At 36.2% G+C, this 21,872-nt stretch carries 22 protein-coding genes; 19 read left to right on the plus strand and 3 right to left on the minus strand.

Going from position 1 to position 21,872, the window contains the following annotated elements:
- Window positions 1–97 precede the first annotated feature (97 nt).
- A complete protein-coding gene (locus ACNHOZ_RS25010) occupies window positions 98–946 on the minus strand; it encodes a class I SAM-dependent methyltransferase (protein WP_048020740.1) in 849 nt (282 codons plus the stop codon).
- Window positions 947–1,618: 672 nt separating this feature from the next.
- The gene (locus ACNHOZ_RS25015; RefSeq protein WP_168760813.1) at window positions 1,619–2,212 is read right to left on the minus strand and encodes a TetR/AcrR family transcriptional regulator; all 594 of its coding nucleotides are present in this window, start codon (window positions 2,210–2,212) and stop codon (window positions 1,619–1,621) included.
- A gap of 148 nt (window positions 2,213–2,360) precedes the next feature.
- Between ACNHOZ_RS25015 and ACNHOZ_RS25020 the strand changes: the two genes are divergently transcribed.
- From ACNHOZ_RS25020 to ACNHOZ_RS25065, 10 genes are all read left to right on the plus strand, one after another.
- Complete coding sequence (locus tag ACNHOZ_RS25020) at window positions 2,361–3,356, plus strand: NADPH:quinone oxidoreductase family protein (RefSeq protein WP_048020743.1); 996 nt, start codon at window positions 2,361–2,363, stop codon at window positions 3,354–3,356.
- Window positions 3,357–3,702: 346 nt separating this feature from the next.
- Window positions 3,703–4,119 (plus strand): MarR family winged helix-turn-helix transcriptional regulator, encoded by a 417-nt coding sequence (locus tag ACNHOZ_RS25025; protein ID WP_048020744.1) that lies wholly within the window; start codon window positions 3,703–3,705, stop codon window positions 4,117–4,119.
- 104 nt (window positions 4,120–4,223) lie between these two features.
- Entirely contained in the window at window positions 4,224–4,670 is a 447-nt protein-coding gene (locus ACNHOZ_RS25030; protein WP_048020746.1) for a GNAT family N-acetyltransferase, read from the plus strand.
- 347 nt (window positions 4,671–5,017) lie between these two features.
- Window positions 5,018–5,575: a class I SAM-dependent methyltransferase gene (locus tag ACNHOZ_RS25035; protein WP_255901055.1), complete on the plus strand. Its 558-nt coding sequence runs from the start codon at window positions 5,018–5,020 to the stop codon at window positions 5,573–5,575.
- A gap of 56 nt (window positions 5,576–5,631) precedes the next feature.
- Window positions 5,632–6,318: a response regulator transcription factor gene (locus ACNHOZ_RS25040; protein ID WP_048020749.1), complete on the plus strand. Its 687-nt coding sequence runs from the start codon at window positions 5,632–5,634 to the stop codon at window positions 6,316–6,318.
- Between the two features lie 230 nt (window positions 6,319–6,548).
- Window positions 6,549–7,817, plus strand: a complete 1,269-nt coding sequence (locus ACNHOZ_RS25045) for a sensor histidine kinase (protein WP_196299091.1) — start codon at window positions 6,549–6,551, stop codon at window positions 7,815–7,817.
- A gap of 15 nt (window positions 7,818–7,832) precedes the next feature.
- Window positions 7,833–8,351 (plus strand): DedA family protein, encoded by a 519-nt coding sequence (locus tag ACNHOZ_RS25050; protein ID WP_255901051.1) that lies wholly within the window; start codon window positions 7,833–7,835, stop codon window positions 8,349–8,351.
- A gap of 764 nt (window positions 8,352–9,115) precedes the next feature.
- Window positions 9,116–9,742 (plus strand): type 1 glutamine amidotransferase family protein, encoded by a 627-nt coding sequence (locus ACNHOZ_RS25055; RefSeq protein WP_048020755.1) that lies wholly within the window; start codon window positions 9,116–9,118, stop codon window positions 9,740–9,742.
- Window positions 9,743–9,953: 211 nt separating this feature from the next.
- Window positions 9,954–10,460 carry an RNA polymerase sigma factor gene (locus tag ACNHOZ_RS25060; protein ID WP_053074078.1) on the plus strand — a complete coding sequence of 169 codons (507 nt, stop codon included), beginning with the start codon at window positions 9,954–9,956 and terminating at the stop codon, window positions 10,458–10,460.
- Window positions 10,444–11,367 carry an anti sigma factor C-terminal domain-containing protein gene (locus ACNHOZ_RS25065; RefSeq protein ID WP_048020757.1) on the plus strand — a complete coding sequence of 308 codons (924 nt, stop codon included), beginning with the start codon at window positions 10,444–10,446 and terminating at the stop codon, window positions 11,365–11,367. The genes ACNHOZ_RS25060 and ACNHOZ_RS25065 overlap by 17 nt, the downstream gene beginning before the upstream one ends.
- 134 nt (window positions 11,368–11,501) lie before the next feature.
- Here ACNHOZ_RS25065 and ACNHOZ_RS25070 read toward each other — a convergent pair whose 3' ends face one another.
- Complete coding sequence (locus ACNHOZ_RS25070; RefSeq protein ID WP_308215479.1) at window positions 11,502–13,097, minus strand: alpha-amylase family glycosyl hydrolase; 1,596 nt, start codon at window positions 13,095–13,097, stop codon at window positions 11,502–11,504.
- Window positions 13,098–13,490: 393 nt separating this feature from the next.
- Between ACNHOZ_RS25070 and pxpA the strand changes: the two genes are divergently transcribed.
- From pxpA to ACNHOZ_RS25115, 9 genes are all read left to right on the plus strand, one after another.
- Window positions 13,491–14,252, plus strand: a complete 762-nt coding sequence (pxpA, locus tag ACNHOZ_RS25075) for a 5-oxoprolinase subunit PxpA (protein ID WP_028413248.1) — start codon at window positions 13,491–13,493, stop codon at window positions 14,250–14,252.
- Window positions 14,253–14,276: 24 nt separating this feature from the next.
- On the plus strand, window positions 14,277–15,515 hold the full coding sequence (locus tag ACNHOZ_RS25080) for an NRAMP family divalent metal transporter (protein ID WP_033579076.1): 1,239 nt from the start codon (window positions 14,277–14,279) through the stop codon (window positions 15,513–15,515).
- Between the two features lie 52 nt (window positions 15,516–15,567).
- Window positions 15,568–16,359, plus strand: a complete 792-nt coding sequence (locus ACNHOZ_RS25085; RefSeq protein ID WP_255901044.1) for a putative hydro-lyase — start codon at window positions 15,568–15,570, stop codon at window positions 16,357–16,359.
- A gap of 17 nt (window positions 16,360–16,376) precedes the next feature.
- Complete coding sequence (gene pxpB, locus ACNHOZ_RS25090) at window positions 16,377–17,132, plus strand: 5-oxoprolinase subunit PxpB (protein ID WP_255901041.1); 756 nt, start codon at window positions 16,377–16,379, stop codon at window positions 17,130–17,132.
- Window positions 17,129–18,124, plus strand: coding sequence for a 5-oxoprolinase subunit C family protein (locus tag ACNHOZ_RS25095; RefSeq protein WP_338705475.1), 996 nt, complete (start codon window positions 17,129–17,131; stop codon window positions 18,122–18,124). Before pxpB ends, ACNHOZ_RS25095 begins: the two co-directional genes overlap by 4 nt.
- 22 nt (window positions 18,125–18,146) lie before the next feature.
- Window positions 18,147–18,608 (plus strand): acetyl-CoA carboxylase biotin carboxyl carrier protein, encoded by a 462-nt coding sequence (gene accB, locus ACNHOZ_RS25100; protein ID WP_033579072.1) that lies wholly within the window; start codon window positions 18,147–18,149, stop codon window positions 18,606–18,608.
- Between the two features lie 42 nt (window positions 18,609–18,650).
- Entirely contained in the window at window positions 18,651–20,015 is a 1,365-nt protein-coding gene (gene accC, locus ACNHOZ_RS25105) for an acetyl-CoA carboxylase biotin carboxylase subunit (RefSeq protein WP_255901036.1), read from the plus strand.
- A gap of 134 nt (window positions 20,016–20,149) precedes the next feature.
- Window positions 20,150–20,914 (plus strand): IclR family transcriptional regulator, encoded by a 765-nt coding sequence (locus ACNHOZ_RS25110; protein ID WP_048020769.1) that lies wholly within the window; start codon window positions 20,150–20,152, stop codon window positions 20,912–20,914.
- 27 nt (window positions 20,915–20,941) lie between these two features.
- Window positions 20,942–21,751 (plus strand): uroporphyrinogen-III synthase, encoded by an 810-nt coding sequence (locus ACNHOZ_RS25115; RefSeq protein ID WP_033579069.1) that lies wholly within the window; start codon window positions 20,942–20,944, stop codon window positions 21,749–21,751.
- The last annotated feature ends 121 nt before the right edge of the window (window positions 21,752–21,872 follow it).

A 21,872-nucleotide genomic window follows, 5' to 3' on the forward strand; every position in this document is an offset into this window, starting at 1 on the left:
ATTTAAAAGTATTTACCTTTATTATTTACTCTTATCGGCGGCAAATTAGCAATTTTTCTATAAAGTATTACACTTCTAAATTAAAGAGTATGAAAGTTTATTCAACTACAGCTAGTGCAAAGTACACGTTTTTATGCGCCTTTAAGTTCACATTTAATCCTGTCATATATCGTTTCTCAATATCCGTCGGGCTTAAATTCTCAAGCAAATTCAATCCGAGTTCTGCCATTTCTTGCTTCATACTAGCTGGATCAAAACCTGTTTTCATTGGCTCTCCTATCTTATTCATCATTTTTTCTTTCTTTTTCAAATCAGTGGAAGTAGTTTCCTCATCAAATTCATCTACACTGAAGTAATCAAATACTATCATGCTCCCAGAGGGAGTTACTTTAGGTATATTAGTCAGTGTTTTATATACTTCTTTTTTGGATAAATACATTGTAACTCCTTGCCAGCTAAAAAAACTTTTGGATAAGGCAGAATAGTTTAGTGATGAATTGAGTTTATTTACTATATCCTCCCGAGTGAAGTCAATAGAAATGTAATGTAGGTTTTCTGGATGACCCCAACCCACCTTATCGACACGTTGACGTTTAAAACTTTGCGTCGCAGGATGATCTAGTTCAAATACATTAAGACTCTTTAACAAATCAGGATATCTAAATGCAAAAGTATCTAAGCCAGCACCCAAGATTACATACTGTTCTACACCAGTTTCAATCGCCTTCATAAAACAATCTTCTGTGTATCGAGAACGGGTGATAGAGGCTGTAGAATTCATTAAGGCTTCTTTTGGCATAATCTTCTCTATTAATTTTTTTTGTTCTTCAGGAACTAGTTCGTATGCCAAAAAGTCATTGAAAATTTTGTGGTTTGCATATTTTGAGTGAATACCTCGAATATAAGCTGTCATCATCGCGGTAAAACTGATTTGGTTTTCTTTCATCTATGAATCTCCTTTTGCAATTACATTTGATTTTAACATTCAAATACTATTTTACCTTTAAAGGATTATTCCAGAAAATGGCCCGTTGGTGGTATAACCTTATATTACTTTTACTATAGGAAACCCCTTCAGATGGAGGATTTAATAAAATTTGGTAACCAAGTGCTGTAATTTTTTATTCTATAATTTCTACTTCACTAGCTACCTTTAAATTCTCCCCTCATTGCTTTTATATGAATACTAATCATATTCTGTATTTTATTGAAAAAAGATTTAAATACTAGACTAAAAAAAAATACAAAAATGTGGTATTATAGAGGTGGGAAATGAATGATTTTTATTAACAATAATAATTTTCAAATAGATATTTTGAAGAGAAATATGAAAAAACCTGTATTTTTAAATACAGGTTTTTTGTTTCTTATAATTCACATTATGGTGACTAGCTTTGCATATGATATGTCTAACTTTGATTATTGGATTGTTTCTACCGATAGCTTATAACACATATGCTTGTTATGATAAAAATCCTTAGTTATCTAATTTTTATGGAAATTACATATTATAAAAAAGAGCAAAGCGTCATTTGATTTTAGACTTTGTTCTTCTTGTTTATCATTTAAAGTATAGAAGGTAGACAGTTCAGACAGATTAAAAAGTCAAAAAGAGCATCTAATTAACTTTTAGCAAGTCTAAAAAGCTTTGATAGCAAGTCTCTTTGTAATATTGATGGGAATTTATATCTTCGTTCATTAGCCATTGAATGAGCAATCCATCTATAATAGCGCGCATGGTTTTTGAAGTGTTTTCTATATTAATATTTTGTTCAAACACTCCTGTTTTCTGACCAGAAGTAATAATGTCAGATGTAATGCCCCAACAGTTTTGATAAAAATGATGATTAATTTTTCTATATGTTTCATTTTGACCTGCCTGAGACAAGAAATCTAAATAAACTCTATAAAATTTTGCATTTTTCTCAGGGGCGACAAACACTGAGTTTACATAAGCTTTTAATTTACCCAAGGGAGTAGACTCTGAATTCACTGATGCAAGCTCATAGTTATAGATTTTATTTGTAAGCCACTCAAGGAGTTGAGATAAGGTATCTTCCTTATTCTCAAAATAATAATGGACGACTCCTTTACTAACTTCTGCATGATCAGCAATACTCTGTAAGGTAACCGAATTATAACCTTGTACTGACATAGCTTGGAAAGCTGCTCTTAATATTTGATTCTTTCTCTCTTCTGCTTTTTTCTTCATAATAAACCTCCAGCAAACTAAACGTACAAATTAGTATACAACATTTTATAAAATTTGAACAAAAAATTATTCTGACCGGTCAAAAAAGTTTGACCGGTCAGAATAATAATGTATACTAGAAGTAGTTTCACAAAGGAGGAATGACAAAATGAAAGATCAATTCAAAGCGCTAGTAGTAGACAAAGTTAATGATGAATTTTCAATGAATGTAAAAAATATTTCTCTAGAATTTTTGCCTAAGAGTGATGTCTTAATCAAGGTACATTATTCAGGGATTAACTATAAAGATGGGCTAGCAGGTACTCCTGATGGTAAAATCGTAAGAAATTATCCATTTATACCAGGAGTAGATTTAGTAGGTGTAGTCGTTTCTTCTAATGACCCTCGCTTTCATGAAGGAGATGAAGTCATTGCAACAAGTTACGATATAGGTGTTTCCCACTTTGGTGGATACAGCGAATATGCCAGTATTCCAGGTGATTGGATTGTACCTTTACCTGAAAATTTGACTCTTAAAGAAGCCATTGTAGTAGGAACAGCAGGCTTTACGGCAGCCCTATCTATACAACGTCTAGAGGAGAATGGGGTGTCACCAGACAAAGGAAAAGTTCTTGTGACAGGTGCAACCGGTGGCGTTGGCAGTTTTGCGGTCTCATTTTTAAACTCTCTGGGTTATAAAGTAGAAGCTAGCACAGGGAAAGAATCGGAGTATGAGTATTTACGAAAACTCGGAGCTCATTCCATTATTTCAAGGGATATGACGTATGGAGGAAAGGTTAAAGCCTTAGGGGCACAAAAATGGGCTGCAGCCGTTGACCCTGTTGGTGGAGATCCTCTGTCCTCTGTTTTAAGTCAGATTCAATATGGTGGTTCAGTTGCTGTTAGTGGGTTAACAGCTGGGACAAAACTGGCCTCTACTGTTTTTCCATTTATTTTAAGGGGCGTCAACTTACTTGGCATTGACTCTGTATACTGCCCAATGGAAACACGTTTGAAAATATGGAAACGCATAGCAACAGATTTCAAACCATCAAATTTTGAAGATTTTATCTCACAAGAAATTAATTTAAATAAGCTTCCTACTGTTCTTCCTAACATATTAAAAGGGCATGTAAGAGGAAGAACGATTGTAAAATTAGTCTGATAAGAAATTTATATTGAGATTTCTTAATGTCAAAAATCACGCACTATAAAAGATTTTTAAAATATTTGAGAAATACATCCAAAAAAGTTAAGGGTTAAACCCTTAGCTTTTTTGTTGCCTAGAAGCCGTATTATGTGAACTAAACCTATATATATACAGATAAATGTTTTATGTGATATAGGACTTGTGTACTTTGATTTCTTTTGTTATTATATCGCATATGACGACATAATTAGAGGGCATCATTTTTTAATAGAATAAGCGTTAGTATATCTATTTCTCTCGTTATTATGCCTATTAATCGTTAATATATCGTATATAACGATGTATAAGAAAGGACTAAAATATGGATGTTACGAAAATTAATGACTCATTAACCGATATCTATTTTTACTTGCACTATAAACATGAAGAAACGTTAACCCACCAAAATATTCGATGTATGCAAATGATTAAGAAGAAAAAAGAGGTAACGGTAAAGGATTTATCAGAAGTGCTTGATGTTACCCATCATACGGCTTCTGAACATATTAAGAGACTTATTAACAAAGGGATCTTAGAAAAAGAACGTTCTGCTTATGACAAGAGAGTTGTTTATGTAAAACTTACTCCTTACGGCGAAGAAGTCTTGAAACGAAACACAGAATTAGATGAAGAAAAGTTAAAAATGATTTTAGAGCGACTTTCATTGGAGGAACAACAGAAAATTATAAATGCTTTTTCTGTGTTAAGAGAAGAAATAAAACATGTATATTCCACTTAAAACGATTAATTTTTAGCTATACACCAAATGGTATTGGTACAACCGTTAGCAGGAAAGAAAATATATTGTTGACCCATTTTATATGAGATAAGGATGATGAAAAGGTGAAATTTTGTAAAGCCACTGTCAATGAAATTGATCAATTGATTTATTTAAGAAAGAAACAATTAGTTGATGAAGGAATTGAGCCTAATCAAGAGATTGATACGGAACTAAAAGAGTTCTTTACTAATAAAATGAGCGATGGTTCTCTAATTGAATGGATAGTAGAAGATAATGAAGAAATAATTGCAACTGGTGCTATCGTCTTTTATGAATTTCCACCTACCTACACCAACAAGAGTGGCAAAAAGGCTTATATTACCAATATGTATACGAAAGAAAGTTACCGTGGACAAGGAATTGCCACTAAGTTATTAACTAAACTAGTTGCTGAGGCGAAAACAGCAGGTATTATAAAAATTTGGCTTGGAGCCTCAAATTTAGGTAGGCCCGTATATAAAAAGTTTGGTTTTAAAGAGGCTGATGAATGGCTAGAATTAGACATTTAAAAATTAATACTTAGGGTTAAGGTTACCCCTTCAGTATATATAGAAAACTGAAGGGATAGTTCTATAGAGACATTATTTCCAATAAGACGTTTTATGTTAACAAGTATACAAGCAAAGAAATGGGGTGCTAAAAAGGTTGTTTTCTCTGAATGACTGAAGGTTTAGGTTAAGTTAATGCCCTCCTTTTTTAAGACCAGCAAATAACGTTTACTTTCAGATTCTTTATAAAAGTTATCTTTTCATAAGTATTTCTTAAGAATTGTTAAGGTTTTTCCTCGTATCGTATTAAGGTTTTGGCATTAAACTACTGCTTATAACCTATCACCTGAAGAAACGAGGAGAAATAAATGAATGCCATGCATTTCATTCAAGAATATTTGAGACACCCGCGTGCAGTTGGAGCTATTATGCCTAGCTCTAAATCATTAGCTAAGAAAATGATGAAGCCTATACCATTTGAGGAAATAACGTGTATCATTGAATATGGTCCAGGAACAGGCGTATTTACAGAAGAAATTGTTCAAAATAAACGGAAAGACACCATTTTCTTAGCGATAGAAGCCAATGAAACATTCTATAATATATTAAAGAAGAAATATGGACATATCGAGAATGTGTACATTATTCATAACTCTGCTGAAAATATAAGTGCCTATTTAAAACAATATGGCATTGAAAAAGTAGACTATATCGTATCTGGATTGCCTTTTACAAGCTTACCAGGAACTATTTCTACACAGATCTTACATGAGACAGGATCTTTGCTGGGACCAGAAGGCAAGTTCATTACATTCCAATATTCGAAAGTAAAACGCTCTTTCTTTGAATCCTTTTTTACTACGATTCAGTATGAAAAAGTGTATAGAAATGTTCCACCAGCTTATGTATTCGTATGTAATAACTAATCCTATTCATGTTCTCTAGTTTATATTGAATTTAAGAATAGAAAGAGTGAAGAAACATGTCAGAAAGAACCATCCTTATTGTCGACGATGAAGACGAAATCAGAAATCTTATGTCCATTTATTTAAAAAATGAAGGATATCAAGTAGTAGATGTACCGAATGCTGCAACAGCTATAGATATGTTAAAAAAACAAAAAATTGACCTGATTATTCTAGATGTGATGATGCCAGGGATGAATGGGATAGATGCGTGCTTAAAAATTAGAGAGGAATATAACATGCCTATTATCTTTTTATCGGCTAAATCAGAAGACATGGATAAAATTCACGGCCTAGCCAGTGGAGCAGAAGACTATGTTACGAAGCCTTTTAACCCATTAGAACTGATGGCGCGTATAAAATCTCAACTTCGTCGATACTATATGGCGCCTGAAAGAGAGGTTTCTTCCCACTTTTTAGAAAAGGGAGACTTAAAAGTGGACGGAAGAACAAATGAAGTGTTTGTAAGAGATCAAGAGGTTCGTTTAACTCCTAAAGAATTTCAAATTCTCTCTTTATTACTTCAGCATCAAGGACAAGTATTTAGTATTCAACAGATTTATGAAACTGTATGGAAAGAACCTTTTTATAAGTCGGATAATACAATTATGGTCCATATGACAAAAATTAGAGACAAAATAGAAGAGAACCCTAAAAAGCCAATCTATATTCAGACTGTATGGGGCGTAGGCTATAAAGCATGAAAACGAGAAATAATGCAGACAAAATTGGAGGACCATCAGTCAATTTGAACACAAAATTATTCCTTATTTTTATTATCTCCTTGATTGTATCTATCCTTAGCTTTTTTCTTTTTATCTTCATAAATCCCCAATTTGGGGATATCCGTAACCAACAAATAGAGCAACAAAAAGAGGAAGAGACTATTAGAAAGCTCCTTGTTCAGCTCACTCATTCAATCGAAGAGAAGCACATGAACTTAGATGATATAGATAACATTGCTTCAACGCTAAATCCTATAACGGATGCTCATCCTAACTTAGGGTTCTTAGTAGCAAATGCCAAAGGAGACGTTCTTTTTCATTCAAATAACAAAAAAATAAAAAGTACCAATATAAAGTATTTACTCAAACAAAAGCTTACAGCTGAATCTACGGGCAATCAATCATTTAATACACATTATTCTTCTTTTATATCGCTCCTTTCCCTTCAAGATGATATCGGATACCTCGTTATTGAAGGACCTTCTTTTGATCCTATTTTCAGTCCGAATAGATATATTTATCAAGTCTATATGGGACTTGGAGGTAGTGTGCTCATCTTTTTTGTCTTGTTTTTATTATGGACAAGGCCTATTACACGGTACATTAAGCAGATTGAAGAGGGAATCAACAGGATTGTGAACAAGGACTGGACGTATTCCATTCCGGTGAAAGGAAAAAATGAACTGTCATTCTTAGCTAAAAACATCAATTGGATGACCGAACAAATGAGGCAACGTTTTGAAAAAGAACGTAAAGTGGAACAAGCCAAAAATGAATTAATTACAAATCTCTCGCATGATTTACGAACTCCATTGACCTCTATTATTGGATATCTAACACTCTTGAAAGATAAACAGTATAAAAATAGTGAAGAGCTGGAGCAATACATTCAAACCACCTACGGTATTTCATTCAAATTGAAAAATTTATTGGATGAACTATTCGAATATACGAAGTTGTCTCTACCTGACGTAGACATGCAATTTCAAGAAGTCGATTTAAGTGGGGTGTTATATCAGCTTGTAGGAGAGTATACTCCCATGTTTGAAAATCGTGGGCTTTCCGTAAAAGTAGAGATTCCTGATGAGGCTGTTTTTATCTCCATAGATATTGAGAAAATGATTCGCGTTTTCGATAATTTACTTTCGAATGCTGAAAAATACAGTCATGAAAGTGGAGATATTGAGATAGTCCTCTATACTAACGAAAAACAAGTCATTGCACGTATTTCTAATACAACTGATCAAATTGCTTCTGAAGAATTAAGCCATCTGTTTGATAAGTTTTATCGAATGGATAAAGCACGCTCTAGCAAAGTCGTAGGGTCGGGAATTGGCCTTTCCATTGCCAAACGAATTGTTGAACTTCATCAAGGCGAAATATGGGCAGAAAGCGAGCAAAACAAGATAACGATGTATGTTGTGTTGCCTTTGCACCAAGATACAAAGGAGAAAGAGACCATTTATGAAGATTTATGAACTAATGTAGAAATTATGTTTACGCCTATTTCTGATGATGTTCTAATGCTAACTCAAGTCGGTATCTGGGCTTCTAAGGGCATCAACCCTTATGTAGTGTGGGTATCGTCTTGGATTACACTCTTTACAGCTTTTCTATGGTTCTTTCTAGTAGGAAGATTCTTTAGACAGGTGCCTCTAATTGAAAAATGGATGGCGAAGAAATGGTTACAAAAAGCCGAAAAGCTACTTGATCATTTTGGGGCTGGGGCGATTATGTTAGCTTTTTTTGCACCTGGAGTTCGACACCCTATTCATTATATAGCCGGAATTTTAAAGTTTCCGATAAAAAAATATTTGCTAGCTAACTTTTTAGCATCTTCCCTATATTCGGGCGGCTGGACTTTTATGGTTTATAAGTTTAACCAAAAAATTGGGATCAAATTAGTGTTACTTTGGTTACATCAACCCTTGTCTATCGTACTACCATTAGTCGCTATTGCCCTTTTATGCTTCATTTTCTACAAGGTGAAAAGAAATAAAAATGAGTCGTGATATTATTTCTACTTCATACTGCTCATGAAAAAACTTGTTTTATAAAAGACCTAAGTGATACGGGACTTATCTAATTAAAGGAGCAAAGTGATGTAAAATTGATACAACAACTTTTCTCTTCAATTTGTTTATTTTTGTTGATATTAGGCGTGGTATTAGCGATTTGGGAATTTATAAATTTATTATTACATGTTAAAAGTAACTTACGATAACCATTAATTAGGCTTAAGTAGCTATATGCTTGTAAAAGGCTACATACCACAAATAATAAATCTTAATCAGAACCCTAATTTTACAAAGGTTCTTTTTTTATTCCTAAAAGTCACATTATGGTAACTCCACTTGTAGAAGATATACAGTTAAAATAAAGATCTTATGATTGTATTGCTTCAGTCAAATTTAACTTTTTGATCAATTCTTCAGTTGTTAAAACTTTGGCAAACTCATTATCTAAAGTTGCTAATGACACAGTATGTATTTGTTCAGCTGGATGATATGCATTATCTTCTCCTTTTATTGCAAATGTAGCTGTGGCATCTGATACGAGATACGTTTCAAATCCTAAATTATCACTCACTCGAGTAAAAGTTGATACATAATGTGGAGTTGTTAATCCTACTATTACGCTATTACGACTTTTTCTATTTTGTTTTCTTTCAAATGATTCTCAATCTCCTTGTTTTTTCTGAATATTTTAACATTTTTTATAGATATATACCTTTAAAATGGTATAATATAGAGAACGTCAGTTCGGGAGGCTTAATATGCAAACAAAAAAAGTTTATATTTATGTATTTAATACAATGTCAGATTGGGAGTATGGATATTTAATTGCTGAACTAAATTCAGGAAGATATTTCAGACAAGGTTTAGCCCCTTTAAAAGTAATGACGGTAGGAGTTAATAAAGAAATTATTAAAACAATGGGGGGGCTGAGTATACAGCCAGATATTTCTCTTGATGAGTGCACTCTTTTGGATAAAGATCTTTTAATTCTACCGGGAGGAAATACATGGAGTGAGGAGATTCATCAACCTATATTGAAAAAAGTTGGGGAAGTTTTAGAGCTTGGTACTATTGTAGCTGCAATTTGTGGTGCTACTGATGCCCTTGCAAATAGTGGATACTTAGATTCTAGAAAGCATACGCTTAATAACTTAGAATATACACAAATGGTCTGTCCTAATTATAAAGGGGAGAAGTTGTATGAGATTGGACCTGTAGTATCCGATAATAACATGATTACTGCTTCAGGAGTAGCACCTCTAGAATTCGCGAGGGACGTATTAAAAAAATTAGATGTATTTGCATCAAATACATTAGATTCATGGTATAGCTTAAATAAAACTCAGAAGTCCGAATACTTTTTTCAGTTAATGAGCTCAATATAGGTTCCTAATTATATACAAGGTGGATTACAATAATTTTCTTTTTTATTTTTGTAGATACCTATATTCTGTTTTATATTAACTAAATTGATTTTTTGTTTAAGAAAGTAATTGCCTAAAAAGCAATTACTTTTCTTTTTTTATAGAAAAATATGAAATAATTGTATACTTTTTCACTGTTCAGACGTTATAAGACAGGAAGGAGGAAAAACATTTGAAAAATCGGTTATCAAACGATCAACTAAAAATTGTCATGAATCAACTTTACTCATATTTAATTAAACAAGGTGCAAACCAAGAAACAGCTAAAGATATTGTTCAAGAAGCTGTTTGTAAACTACTTCTTCATCTTGAATCGATTGATACCGATAAATATAAATCATGGCTTTTTAAAGTAGCTATAAACTTATATTACGATCACTGTCGAAAGAACAAAAAATCTCAGTACGTGGTAGTAGAAGATTACCTTATTACCAATGAACGATTAATTGAAGAGATAATGATTGTACAAGAAAATCAGCTTCTAGTAAGAAGTATACTTCAAAAGTTGTCTCCCACCTTTAAGCAACTGCTTCTTTTAAAATACGAGCTAGAGTGGTCATATAAACAAATTGCGGAATATGTAGATATGAAACCTGAGGCTGTGAAAACATATTTAGCTCGTGCTAGAAAAACATTTAAAGAGATGTATAGGAGAGAATATAATGAAGAAAACGAATGATGAGTTAGATTCTATTTTTGATGAAAAGTCTTTACATAGAACACTTAGAAAAGCAAAGTATAGAGCAATTTCACGAACAATTTTTATCTCCGCACTCGTAGTCAGCTTTATTATTGGTATATTTGTAAAAGGGAATAATTACTTTATTAACACACAAGGAGAAAAAATTGCTGATCGGTTAATCACAGAAAATTATGTGAGGATGTCTCCAAATACATTTACTAGTACAGATACAATTTCAATTGGAGTTTTAAAGGGGACTATTAAGAGTGAAGTATTTAAAGTTATTAAAAACAAAGTGATACCTTGGGATACAGAAGAAATAACGTATGATTTACTCGGAAACTTGAATGCATCATTCTCCATGAGTAGTACAATTGTCAATGAAACGACAGTTTATCATATTCCTAATGGGCAACGTGAGATGTTATTTTACGTACCCAAATACAAATATAAGTTGTATGCGAATGACTTTGACATGATTAAAAAATATCCAAATGATAAATACATGGAGATGGCCATATCTCTCAATAAAAATTACACATTGAAAGAAGTACAAAAGATGCTGCCTACATCTACTCACCAAACGTGGTATTGGGTAGATAACTATGGAAAGTCTACTGGTTACAGAAACAATCCAGAAAATGGGCGATGGCTATTAGGTATTTCTAAACCATCACCACAACTAGGAGCAAAACTAACGACTACTAAAATTAAAACAGAAGCAGACTTTTTAAATGAGCTCCAAAAAACAGATCCAGGAGAAGTGAAAAATTTAAAAAACAGACAGAAAAATGGATTGATTATAGGCGTAGTTGTTACAGGAACAAAAGAAGAACTGCTTTCTTTGAAAAACAAACCATATGTTAAAGCAGCTAGTTTGGGAGCAGTGGTAGATAAATATTGAATTTTAGGGACTTGAAATGAAGGAAACCCGTTGTATATTAACTGATAGATAAATAAAAAGAATCCTTTTTTTATTCCTTCTAGGTAAAAAAACCTCTAAGTGACTACCTGGTAATTACTTAGAGGTTTTTTGAATTATTTTACTAAAACCGTTGTATTCGCCGGAATCACAAGCTGATTTTTGACCTTTTTAGCACCTTTTTCACTAGCAAAAATCAATTTACCTTTCGCTGCTACAGATACTTTTACAGGTTGATTTGAAATATTATGATACACACTAATGGAGTTGCCTTTATACGTACGGCTATAAGCAACAACTTCTTTACTGTCTACTGAAATAGATTGAAGCGTTCCTTTTACTAACTCTTCGTGCTGCTGACGCACGCGAATCATTTCACGGTAATGATTTAACAAAGAGTCCTTTTGTTTGGTTTGTGCTTCTACAGACACGCCGTTGCCGCCTTTATTGTATACAGGTGTTTCCCAACTAGTTTGTCCAAGTCCGTTTCCTTCGTACCAGCGGAACGGTTCACGGATTAATTCATCAGGCTTTTCACCGGTCATGCCGATTTCTTCACCGTAATAAATATACGGGTTGCCAGGAAGCGTAAGTAAGATAGAAGCAGCTGATTTTGCTTTGTTCACATCGCCGCTCAGCTCACTCATGACGCGATTTTGGTCATGATTGGTTAAGAAAATGCCGTCAATTTTATTTGGATTGTATGATTTGAACAGCTCATCTGTTGCCGCAGCTGCAGTAGCGATTCCTTGATCGTTTCCTGCTTTTACAGAGCTGACAATTTTTCCTGCTAAATCAAAGTTAAATAGGGAATCAAGCGACTGATAATAAGGAGCTACTACTTCCGGCTGATCCCATACTTCACCCGTTAGATATACGTTCGGGTTTTCTTTTTTCATTGCATCTCTAAACTCATTCCACCACAGGAGATTTTTCTTAGCGCCTTCAGGTGTTTGACCTTTAAAGATATGGAGGGCAGCATCTAAGCGGAACCCGTCAACGCCTTGCTTTAGCCAAAACTTTCCGACGTTAATCATTTCTTTTCTTACTTCAGGGTTATCGTAATTTAAGTCAGGCATTCCTTCCCAGAACGTTCCGTAAAAATACTCTCCGTTTGGAGCTTTGTGCCATACTTGTTGTCCCCAAGATCCTTTTTCATTCAAATCGGTATTTTTATCAGCCCAAATATAGTAATCTCTGTACTTGCTGTTTTTATCTTTTAACGCAGCTTGAAACCAAGGGTGTTCACTGCTCGTATGATTCACAACGAGGTCCATAATAACTTTTACATCTCGTTTATCTGCTTCTTTCATTAGCTTGCGAAAATCTTGCAGATTTCCGTACTGAGGATCAATGTTATAATAGTCCGTTACATCATATTTATGATAGCTAGGAGAAGGGTTGACCGGCATCATCCAAATCCCGTTTACTTGAAGATCATTCTTTGTATGAGAATTGCCATCATTTAAATAGTCCAGTTTTTGTGTAAGACCTTTTAAATCACCATGTCCATCTTTATTTGCATCGTAAAAAGAGTTTACATACACCTCATAAAAGACACCGTTTTTATCTGCAGCTGGAGATTTACCTTTATGTACGGTTTCGGCGTGAACGCCTGTTGATAAGCTAGCAGCCAGCGGCAGTGTTAGAGCTAAAGCTGTCCATTTTTTCCCTTTCATCGTTTCATCCCCTTTTTTTGCAATCGTTTGCATAAATTGACTACAATTGAAATATAGCACCTATTTGAAAACGATTACAATGAAAATTTCATTTTGATTATTTTGAACTAGTAATTATTCTGACAACCTAGTTATTTACTGTGTCCAATGACATTAAGAAGCTGCATTATATTAAGGCTATAGATAGAAAACACAAATAAAATAAGGGAGTATTATCCAAATAAAAATAATGACTATGTCAAATATTCTGACAATGTTGTTGTTCAATTCATCATCTCGTGCTAAAATCCAAATATAACTGAAAAACGGTACTACAGTTCCGGAAAACGGAACTTAAAGTATTAATGCAGATAATTCAGCTTGGATTTTATTTACTATCTGCAAATGATTACGCTTACAATGAAGTTTTTAAGGGGGAAGAACGAATTGAATAAAGTAGATTTAAACTGTGATTTAGGGGAAAGCTTTGGTGCTTATCGCATTGGCAATGATGAAGCCATTTTAGAACACGTGACGTCTGTGAACGTAGCCTGTGGATTTCATGCAGGGGATCCAAGCGTCATGAGAAAAACGGTAAAATTGGCCGCTGAAAAAAAAGTGCAAATTGGTGCTCATCCTGGTCTACAGGACCTTATCGGTTTCGGACGCAGAAACATCAATATTTCACCTCAGGAAGCCTACGATATCGTAGTCTATCAAATTGGTGCATTAAACGGTTTTTTGCAAGCAGAAGGGTTATCAATGCAGCATGTAAAACCTCACGGTGCACTATATAACATGGCTGCTAAAAATAAAGCGTTGTCTGAAGCAATAGCAAAAGCTGTTTACAACGTAAATCCTGAGCTGATTTTGTTTGGATTATCTGGAAGTGAGCTGATTCAAGCCGGTAACAGAATTGGTTTGAAAACGGCCAACGAAGTATTTGCAGACCGTACCTATCAGTTAGACGGTTCTCTTACGCCTCGTACAGAACCAAATGCTTTAATTGAAAATGACAACGAAGCTGTTTCTCAAGTTATTACAATGGTGAAAGAAGGGAAAGTCAAATCTCAGCAAGGCAAGGATGTAGAATTGCAGGCAGACACGATTTGTATTCACGGAGACGGGGCTCACGCACTTGAATTTGCTCGTCATGTCAACCGTTCTTTACAAGCATCAGAAGTGGTAGTTAAGGCTATTTCACAATAAAAACTACATACAATCAGGAGGAAGATGATATTGGAGCCAATAAAAAAATCAACACCTCAGCAAAAGCTTTCGGCTGCACCTAAAGTAAACTGGACGTTAATGCTTGGAGCCGCTTTTTTAATGGCCACATCGGCTATTGGACCAGGCTTTTTAACTCAAACTACCGTATTTACACAAAATTTAGCCGCAAGCTTTGGATTCGTTATTTTAATTTCAATTATTCTTGATATCTTTGCTCAAACCAACGTATGGAGGATTATTGCCGTTTCTGAAAAACGCGGACAAGAAATCGCCAATATGGTATTTCCCGGACTAGGATACGTGCTCGCTATTTTAATTGTAATTGGAGGACTTGCATTTAATATTGGAAATATTGCCGGTGCCGGTCTTGGATTAAATGCGATTACAGGTATTTCTCCAACAGCCGGAGCTGCAATTAGTGCAGTTATTGCCGTGCTAATCTTCGTTGTAAAAGAAGCTGGAAAAGCAATGGATCGCTTCACGCAAATTGCAGGTTTTGTCATGATTGGGCTAATGCTATATGTAGCAGCTACTACTTCACCTCCCGTTGGAGAAGCTGTAGTGAAATCTTTTAAACCTGATCAAATCGACATCATTGCGATCGTTACGCTTGTTGGAGGTACTGTTGGTGGTTATATTACCTTTGCAGGCGGACATCGTCTTTTAGATGCCGGGGTAAAAGGCATCGATTCTTTACCTCAAGTCACTAAAAGTTCTGTAACAGGAATTCTTATCACTTCCGTTATGCGAATCGCTTTGTTTTTAGCTGTACTTGGCGTTGTATCTAAAGGGTTACAAATTGACCCGGCCAATCCTCCAGCATCCGTGTTTCAGCTCGCAGCAGGAAACGTCGGTTATAAAATCTTTGGCATTGTCATGTGGTCTGCTGCTATTACGTCTGTAGTGGGAGCTGCTTATACATCCGTTTCGTTTATTCAAACGTTTAGTGAAAAACTTAATAAAAACTCAAACTGGATTATTATTGGATTTATTATTATTTCAACTCTGTCGTTTGTCTTAATTGGAAAACCTGTAAAAGTTCTTCTGTTAGTGGGAGCAATTAATGGATTAATTCTTCCGATCGCCCTTGGAACATTACTAGTTGCTGCATATAAAAAAAGCATCGTTGGCGAATATAAGCATCCTTTATGGCTAACCATTTCTGGTGTACTGGTCGTTATTGTAATGGCTTTAATGGGCGGTTATACGTTAATGGATCAGCTTCCTCAATTATTTAAATAAAACAATGTGCCCGCACGCAAGTTGTGTGCGGGCAATGATGGGAGATAGAAACATGTCAAACCTTTCACAACTAACTCCAGCTGAACTTCGTCAGCAAATCCGTAACAACCAGCTTATTCACCCAACGGCAGGCATGGCAAACGGCTATGCTCAAGCTAATTTAGCTATTTTACCAAAGAAACAAGCCTTTGACTTTCTATTGTTCTGTCAGCGTAATCCTAAATCTTGTCCTCTTTTAGATGTAACGGACGTTGGATCTCCTGTTCCAAAGTTTGCGGCTCCGTCCGGAGATATTCGTACAGACATTCCGAAGTATCGAATCTATGAAAATGGGGAACTGGTAAAAGAAGTAACCGATATCAAAGGCTATTGGACAGAAGATATGGTAGCTTTTCTCATCGGCTGCAGTTTTACATTTGAACACGCACTTTTAAACAACGGCATACCTGTTCGTCACATTGAAGAAAACTGTAATGTTCCTATGTATAAAACAAATATTTCATGCGCTGAAGCGGGAATATTCCACGGCTCGATGGTCGTTAGTATGCGCCCAATTCCTCAGCAAGACGTAGTGCGGGCAGCGCAAGTAACTTCACGTTTTCCAGCTGTGCACGGAGGACCTGTTCACATTGGAAACCCCGCTGCAATAGGTATTGAAGACCTTCACTCTCCGGATTTTGGCGATGCTGTTTCCGTCAAAGAAGGCGAAGTTCCCGTGTTCTGGGCTTGTGGCGTAACTCCTCAAGCTGTAGCAATGGAAACAAAACCTTCTATTATGATTACACATGCTCCTGGGCATATGTTTATCACAGATATTCGAGATGAAAAACTAGGTGTTTTATAAAAGAAAGAGGTGTAGATATGAATCAAACCGTAACAAAAGCGTCGGCTGTTATTTCTCCGCTTGGCGACTCAGCGCTTGTTATAACGTTTGGAGATAGTATTCAGTACGATATTCATAAACAAATCAAAACGTGTAAAGATTCAATAGAATTAAATCCTTTTCCTGGGTTTATTGAATGCGTGCCGGCATTTACGAACCTTACGATCTTTTATAACCCTCTTGAAGTGGTAGCAGCCGTGAAAAAGAAGGAGAAAAAAGAATTTGTGTCTCCTTTTAAAGTAGTGTCTTCTATCCTTCAAAGTAAATTAGAGAACGAACAGACAGAAAAAGAGTTAGACCATCGTACGGTTTCCATTCCAGTTTGCTACGGAGGAGAGTATGGACCTGATCTTGAATATGTCGCTCGTCACCATAACTTAACACCTGAAGAGGTAACAAGTATTCATTCTGAAGGCGAATACTTAGCGTACATGATTGGATTTGCTCCTGGATTTCCGTTTCTCGGAGGACTATCTGAAAAAATTGCTACGCCTCGCCGCTCGTCTCCTCGCACCTCTATTCCTGCAGGTTCGGTTGGTATTGCAGGAATGCAAACAGGAGTGTATCCTATTTCCACTCCCGGAGGATGGCAGCTAATTGGTCAAACGCCGATTAAACTGTTTTTGCCGGAGCAAAATCCTCCAAGTTTGCTGCAGGCTGGAGATATTGTGAAATTTGAGCCTATCTCTAAAGAAGAGTATCAAGAACTACAGGCAAAGGAGGGGGAAAAATGAGTATAAGAGTTAGTAAAGCCGGGTTATTGACAAGCATTCAAGATTTAGGAAGAAAAGGATTTCAGCAGCACGGTGTAATTGTAAGCGGTGCAATGGATTCTTATTCTCTCCGAATTGCTAATTTACTAGTTGGTAACAATGAAAAAGAAGCGGGACTTGAAGTTACGCTAATGGGGCCTACCCTTGAAATAGAAAGTGATTGTTTAGTAGCGATCACAGGTGGAGATTTAACTCCTTCGGTCAACGGAAAGCCAGTCCCGATGTGGAAACCTTTATTTATTCCAAAAGGAGGCACTTTATCATTTGGGCCTTGTAGAACTGGTTGTCGTTCTTATCTATCTGTAGCTGGAGGATTTTCTATTAATGAAGTGTTAAATAGTAAAAGCACGTATTTGAGGGGCGAAATTGGTGGCTATAAAGGAAGAGCATTACAAACAGACGACATTTTACCTGTATCTGTTCCTGCTGCTTCAAAGCCTGCTTTTCTTTCCAATGAACTGATAAACGGAGTATATACTTCTTCATGGTCCGTAAATTATAAAGAATTTGTCCATTTTACAAAGAAACCAAGTGTCCGTGTTATAAATGGGGGTCAATTTGATTTATTTACAGCTGAAAGCCAAAGTCATTTTACTCAAGACCCCTTTAAAGTATCAAATCAATCAGATCGAATGGGTTATCGAATGGATGGACCTTCTCTTCAGCTTCAAGAAAAAAAAGAGCTATTGTCTGAAGCCGTCTCACAAGGTTCTGTTCAAGTCCCGCCAGATGGAAATCCCATTATCCTGTTAGCAGACCGCCAAACTACAGGAGGATATCCTAAAATCGCTCAAGTCATCACAGCGGATTTACCGCTTTTAGCTCAAGTAAAGCCCGGAGAAGCCATCTATTTTTCTCACATTTCGCTTCATGAAGCAGAAAAAATCTATTTAGAAAAAGAACAGCTGCTTCAAGAATTGAAGATTGCTATTAACCTTGCGTCAACTAAATAACATAAAACGGGAGTGACAAGAAATGATAAACGTACGTGAATTGCAAGAAGTTGTTTCATTAATGAATGAATCTGGTATTCAAAAGCTCCATATTGAACATGAAGGAACAAAAGTTGTCATTGATAAAGCGGGAATTCCTTTAGAAGACACAGCTGTTACAGAAGTAAAAACAGAGGAAGTAAAAGCCGCTGCTGCTGAGCAAACGCCTCAAGATTCTATGTCTGTAAACGCAGCAGAGAATAATGAAAAACAAATCTTATCACCAATGGTTGGAACCTTTTACGCCAAGCCAGAAGCAGACGCTGATCCGTTTGTTCAAGTAGGACAAACTATTGAACGTAAAGATGTTGTATGTGTAATTGAAGCGATGAAGCTGTTTAACGAAGTAGATGCAGGAATGGACGGAGAAGTGCTTGAAATTCTTGTGAAAGACGGAGATGTTGTTGAGTTTGGACAGCCTCTATTTACCGTAAAATCATATTAAAGTATACGTATTAAAGTATACATATTGTCAGGAGGAGCCACTATGTTCAAAAAAGTGTTAATCGCAAACCGCGGTGAGATTGCAGTTCGTATCATTCGAGCTTGTAAAGAGATGGGAATTGTAACCGTGGCCGTGTATTCAGAAGCAGACAAAGATGCACTTCACGTAAAGCTAGCAGAGGAGTCATTTTGTATTGGTAAAACGACTTCTAAAGAAAGCTACTTAAATATTCGGAATTTGCTTGCCGTAGCACAAGTAACCAAGGCAGACGCTGTTCATCCCGGCTACGGATTTTTAGCTGAAAATGCTGATTTTGCTGAGATGTGTGAATCCTATGATATTACCTTTATTGGTCCAAAAGCGGAAGCCATCCGTAAAATGGGAGCAAAAGCTGTAGCAAGAGAAACAATGAAACAAGCCGGTGTGCCTATTGTACCCGGCACGGAAGGACTGATTGAAGATAGCAGCACCGCTATTCCAGTAGCAAGAGAAATAGGCTATCCAATCATTGTAAAAGCTACAGCGGGCGGCGGCGGAAAAGGAATGCGGCTAGCTCATAGCGAAGAGGAGCTAGAAAAAGCGATTCGTCAAGCTCAGCACGAAGCAGAAACAGCTTTTGGAAACGGCGGAGTATACCTTGAAAAATATTTAGAAGAACCGAAACATATCGAAATTCAAATTATTGCTGATGAAGAAGGTAATGTAGTTCATTTAGGTGAGCGAGATTGTTCGATTCAGCGACGTCATCAAAAATTAGTAGAAGAAGCTCCGTCTCCTGCAGTAGATGAAAATCTTCGTGCGAAAATGGGCAAGGCGGCAGTCTCGGCAGCTAAAGCAGTCGATTATACAGGTGTGGGAACGGTGGAGTTTCTGTTAGATAAACACGGACATTTTTACTTTATGGAAATGAACACACGGATTCAAGTTGAACACCCTGTTACAGAACTTGTAACAAACATCGACTTAATTAAAGAACAAATTTCAGTAGCAGCAGGCTACCCGCTATCATTTGCTCAGCGGGATGTTCAGTTAAAGGGATGGGCAATTGAATGTCGAATCAACGCAGAAAATCCGGCTAAAAACTTTATGCCTTCTCCTGGAAAAGTCGAGATGTATTTACCTCCTGGCGGCTACGGCGTTCGTGTAGACAGCGCGGTTTACCCAGGCTATGAAATTTCTCCATTTTATGATTCAATGGTGGCGAAATTAATTGTAACAGGGAAAGACCGAAATGAAGCGATTCAACGAATGAAACGTGCGCTAGAAGAATTTATCATTATAGGTATTCACACAACCATTCCTTTTCATTTAGAATTACTGAATCATCCTTCTTTTAAAGAAGGGGATTTTACAACCAAATTTCTAGAAAGTAACCCTATTTCAATTAAAGAACTAGAAACGGTGTAAGAAAGGAAAGTGCTCTTATAAGGGAGTGCTTTCCTTTTTTTCTTCATGTATAATAAAAAGAACATATTGTGATTAGCTAGTAAGCTATACGTCTATCAAATACATGTATTCGCACAAATAAGGGAGAAGGTTTTATGCAAGCTAATAATAAAACAGTCGTTAAATCCATGCAGATTCTCACGCTTTTTATCAACCACCCTAAGCTGACCTTCACAGAAATGATGGAATATTCAGGCGTTCCGAAAACTTCTTTACATCGGATGGTTGGTTCGCTTGAAGAGATGGGATTTTTAACAAAAGACGCGCAAGGATACTATTCGCTAGGACTTTTATTCTTGCAATTTGGTCAGCTAGTGGCTAATCGCTTAGATATTAGACATATCGCAAAGCCTGTAATGGAAACGCTCCGAGACCAAGTAGAAGAAGCGGTTAATTTAATTGTACGAGATGGGAATGAAGCTATGTATATTGAAAAAGTAGATACGCTTCACCCAGTGCGTCTCTATACATCAATTGGAAGGCGTTCGCCTCTTTATGCAGGAGCTTGTTCACGCATTATTTTGGCGCATTTACCCGAAAAAGAACAAGAGGCATATATTAGTCAAACGGAGCTAGCTCCAATAGGTATTGGAACCATTACAGATAAAGAGAAGTTAAGAAATGTATTAAAAGAAGCAAAAGAAAAAGGGTATACCATTAGCACCTCTGAATTAGAAAACTATACAACATCAGTGAGCGCGCCGATTGTAAATCATCAAAATGAAGTGGTTGCAGGCATTAGCGTAGCGGGAATTGAAGCGAGATTTCAAGGAGACAGACTGCCGTTCATTATTCAAAAAGTAACAGAAGCGGCGAGCGTGATTTCTGAAAAACTCGGTTATCAAGGATCATTAAAGTAGCATACATAGAAAAATGGAGGTAGACCATTGAAACGATTAGAAGGAAAAACAGTCGCACTCGTAGGTCAGCGTAAAGTAGAAGAAATCAGCAAAATTGTTGAAAACCTTGGCGGGACCCCGCTTGTACGGCCTGCTCAAGGAACCATCTTTTTAGATGACACACACTTAGAAGCAGATATTAAAGAACTGGTAAAAGGAAATTATGATTGGTTTATTTTTACGACAGGCGTCGGGACGGAAATTTTATATAAAACAGCAGATAAGCTAGGACTAGCTGATGAATTCCTTTCTTCTTTACAAGCAGCTAATATTGCTGCACGCGGGTATAAAACCGTAAATATGTTAAAAAAGCTCGGTGTTACTCCAACCGTTCGAGATGATGATGGAAGTACAGCGGGCCTAGTCAGAGCGCTTCATTCGTTTTCTTTTGAAGGAAAGCATGTAGCGCTTCAGCTTCACGGAGATCCTGCACCAAAATTGATTGATTTTCTTTCGAATCAAAAAGCCCAATTTAAAGAGATTTTACCGTATCAGCATATTCCTCCAAAAGCAGAAGTCATGGAACAGCTTATAAACGAATTAACAAGCGGGAAAGTCGATGCTGTTAATTTCACAAGCGCTCCCCAAGCCCGCTTTTTATTTTCGTTTGCAAGAGAACACGGACAAGCTGATCACATTCGAGAACTCTTTGAAAGCTCTGTAGTAGCTGTGGCCGTTGGGAAAGTAACCGCTGCTGCTTTAAAAGAAGAAGGAGTAGATCGTATTGTTATTCCTGACCAAGAAAGAATGGGAAGCGCAATTGTAGCTTTAGAACACTATTATCAGCAGCGTGATTAAAAAAACCTTCTCGCCTCATGGCGAGAAGGTTTTTTGTATGGCTTCATCCAAGCGTTGTCGAATATTGTTTGAAAATTGCCTATTGTCCTCTTTTTGAACTTCTTCAAACATCGAATAGAAA

This window comes from Priestia sp. D51 (assembly GCF_053345675.1).

What these genes read in the sequence shown, in the direction of transcription:
- ACNHOZ_RS25010 (WP_048020740.1), bottom strand. Translation starts at nt 946, where the DNA reads ATGAAAGAAAACCAAATCAGTTTTACCGCGATGATGACAGCTTATATT.
- ACNHOZ_RS25015 (WP_168760813.1), bottom strand. Translation starts at nt 2,212, where the DNA reads ATGAAGAAAAAAGCAGAAGAGAGAAAGAATCAAATATTAAGAGCAGCT.
- ACNHOZ_RS25020 (WP_048020743.1), top strand. Translation starts at nt 2,361, where the DNA reads ATGAAAGATCAATTCAAAGCGCTAGTAGTAGACAAAGTTAATGATGAA.
- ACNHOZ_RS25025 (WP_048020744.1), top strand. Translation starts at nt 3,703, where the DNA reads ATGGATGTTACGAAAATTAATGACTCATTAACCGATATCTATTTTTAC.
- ACNHOZ_RS25035 (WP_255901055.1), top strand. Translation starts at nt 5,018, where the DNA reads ATGAATGCCATGCATTTCATTCAAGAATATTTGAGACACCCGCGTGCA.
- ACNHOZ_RS25040 (WP_048020749.1), top strand. Translation starts at nt 5,632, where the DNA reads ATGTCAGAAAGAACCATCCTTATTGTCGACGATGAAGACGAAATCAGA.
- ACNHOZ_RS25045 (WP_196299091.1), top strand. Translation starts at nt 6,549, where the DNA reads ATGAACTTAGATGATATAGATAACATTGCTTCAACGCTAAATCCTATA.
- ACNHOZ_RS25050 (WP_255901051.1), top strand. Translation starts at nt 7,833, where the DNA reads ATGTTTACGCCTATTTCTGATGATGTTCTAATGCTAACTCAAGTCGGT.
- ACNHOZ_RS25055 (WP_048020755.1), top strand. Translation starts at nt 9,116, where the DNA reads ATGCAAACAAAAAAAGTTTATATTTATGTATTTAATACAATGTCAGAT.
- ACNHOZ_RS25065 (WP_048020757.1), top strand. Translation starts at nt 10,444, where the DNA reads ATGAAGAAAACGAATGATGAGTTAGATTCTATTTTTGATGAAAAGTCT.
- ACNHOZ_RS25070 (WP_308215479.1), bottom strand. Translation starts at nt 13,097, where the DNA reads ATGCAAACGATTGCAAAAAAAGGGGATGAAACGATGAAAGGGAAAAAA.
- ACNHOZ_RS25080 (WP_033579076.1), top strand. Translation starts at nt 14,277, where the DNA reads ATGATATTGGAGCCAATAAAAAAATCAACACCTCAGCAAAAGCTTTCG.
- ACNHOZ_RS25085 (WP_255901044.1), top strand. Translation starts at nt 15,568, where the DNA reads ATGTCAAACCTTTCACAACTAACTCCAGCTGAACTTCGTCAGCAAATC.
- pxpB (WP_255901041.1), top strand. Translation starts at nt 16,377, where the DNA reads ATGAATCAAACCGTAACAAAAGCGTCGGCTGTTATTTCTCCGCTTGGC.
- ACNHOZ_RS25095 (WP_338705475.1), top strand. Translation starts at nt 17,129, where the DNA reads ATGAGTATAAGAGTTAGTAAAGCCGGGTTATTGACAAGCATTCAAGAT.
- accB (WP_033579072.1), top strand. Translation starts at nt 18,147, where the DNA reads ATGATAAACGTACGTGAATTGCAAGAAGTTGTTTCATTAATGAATGAA.
- accC (WP_255901036.1), top strand. Translation starts at nt 18,651, where the DNA reads ATGTTCAAAAAAGTGTTAATCGCAAACCGCGGTGAGATTGCAGTTCGT.
- ACNHOZ_RS25110 (WP_048020769.1), top strand. Translation starts at nt 20,150, where the DNA reads ATGCAAGCTAATAATAAAACAGTCGTTAAATCCATGCAGATTCTCACG.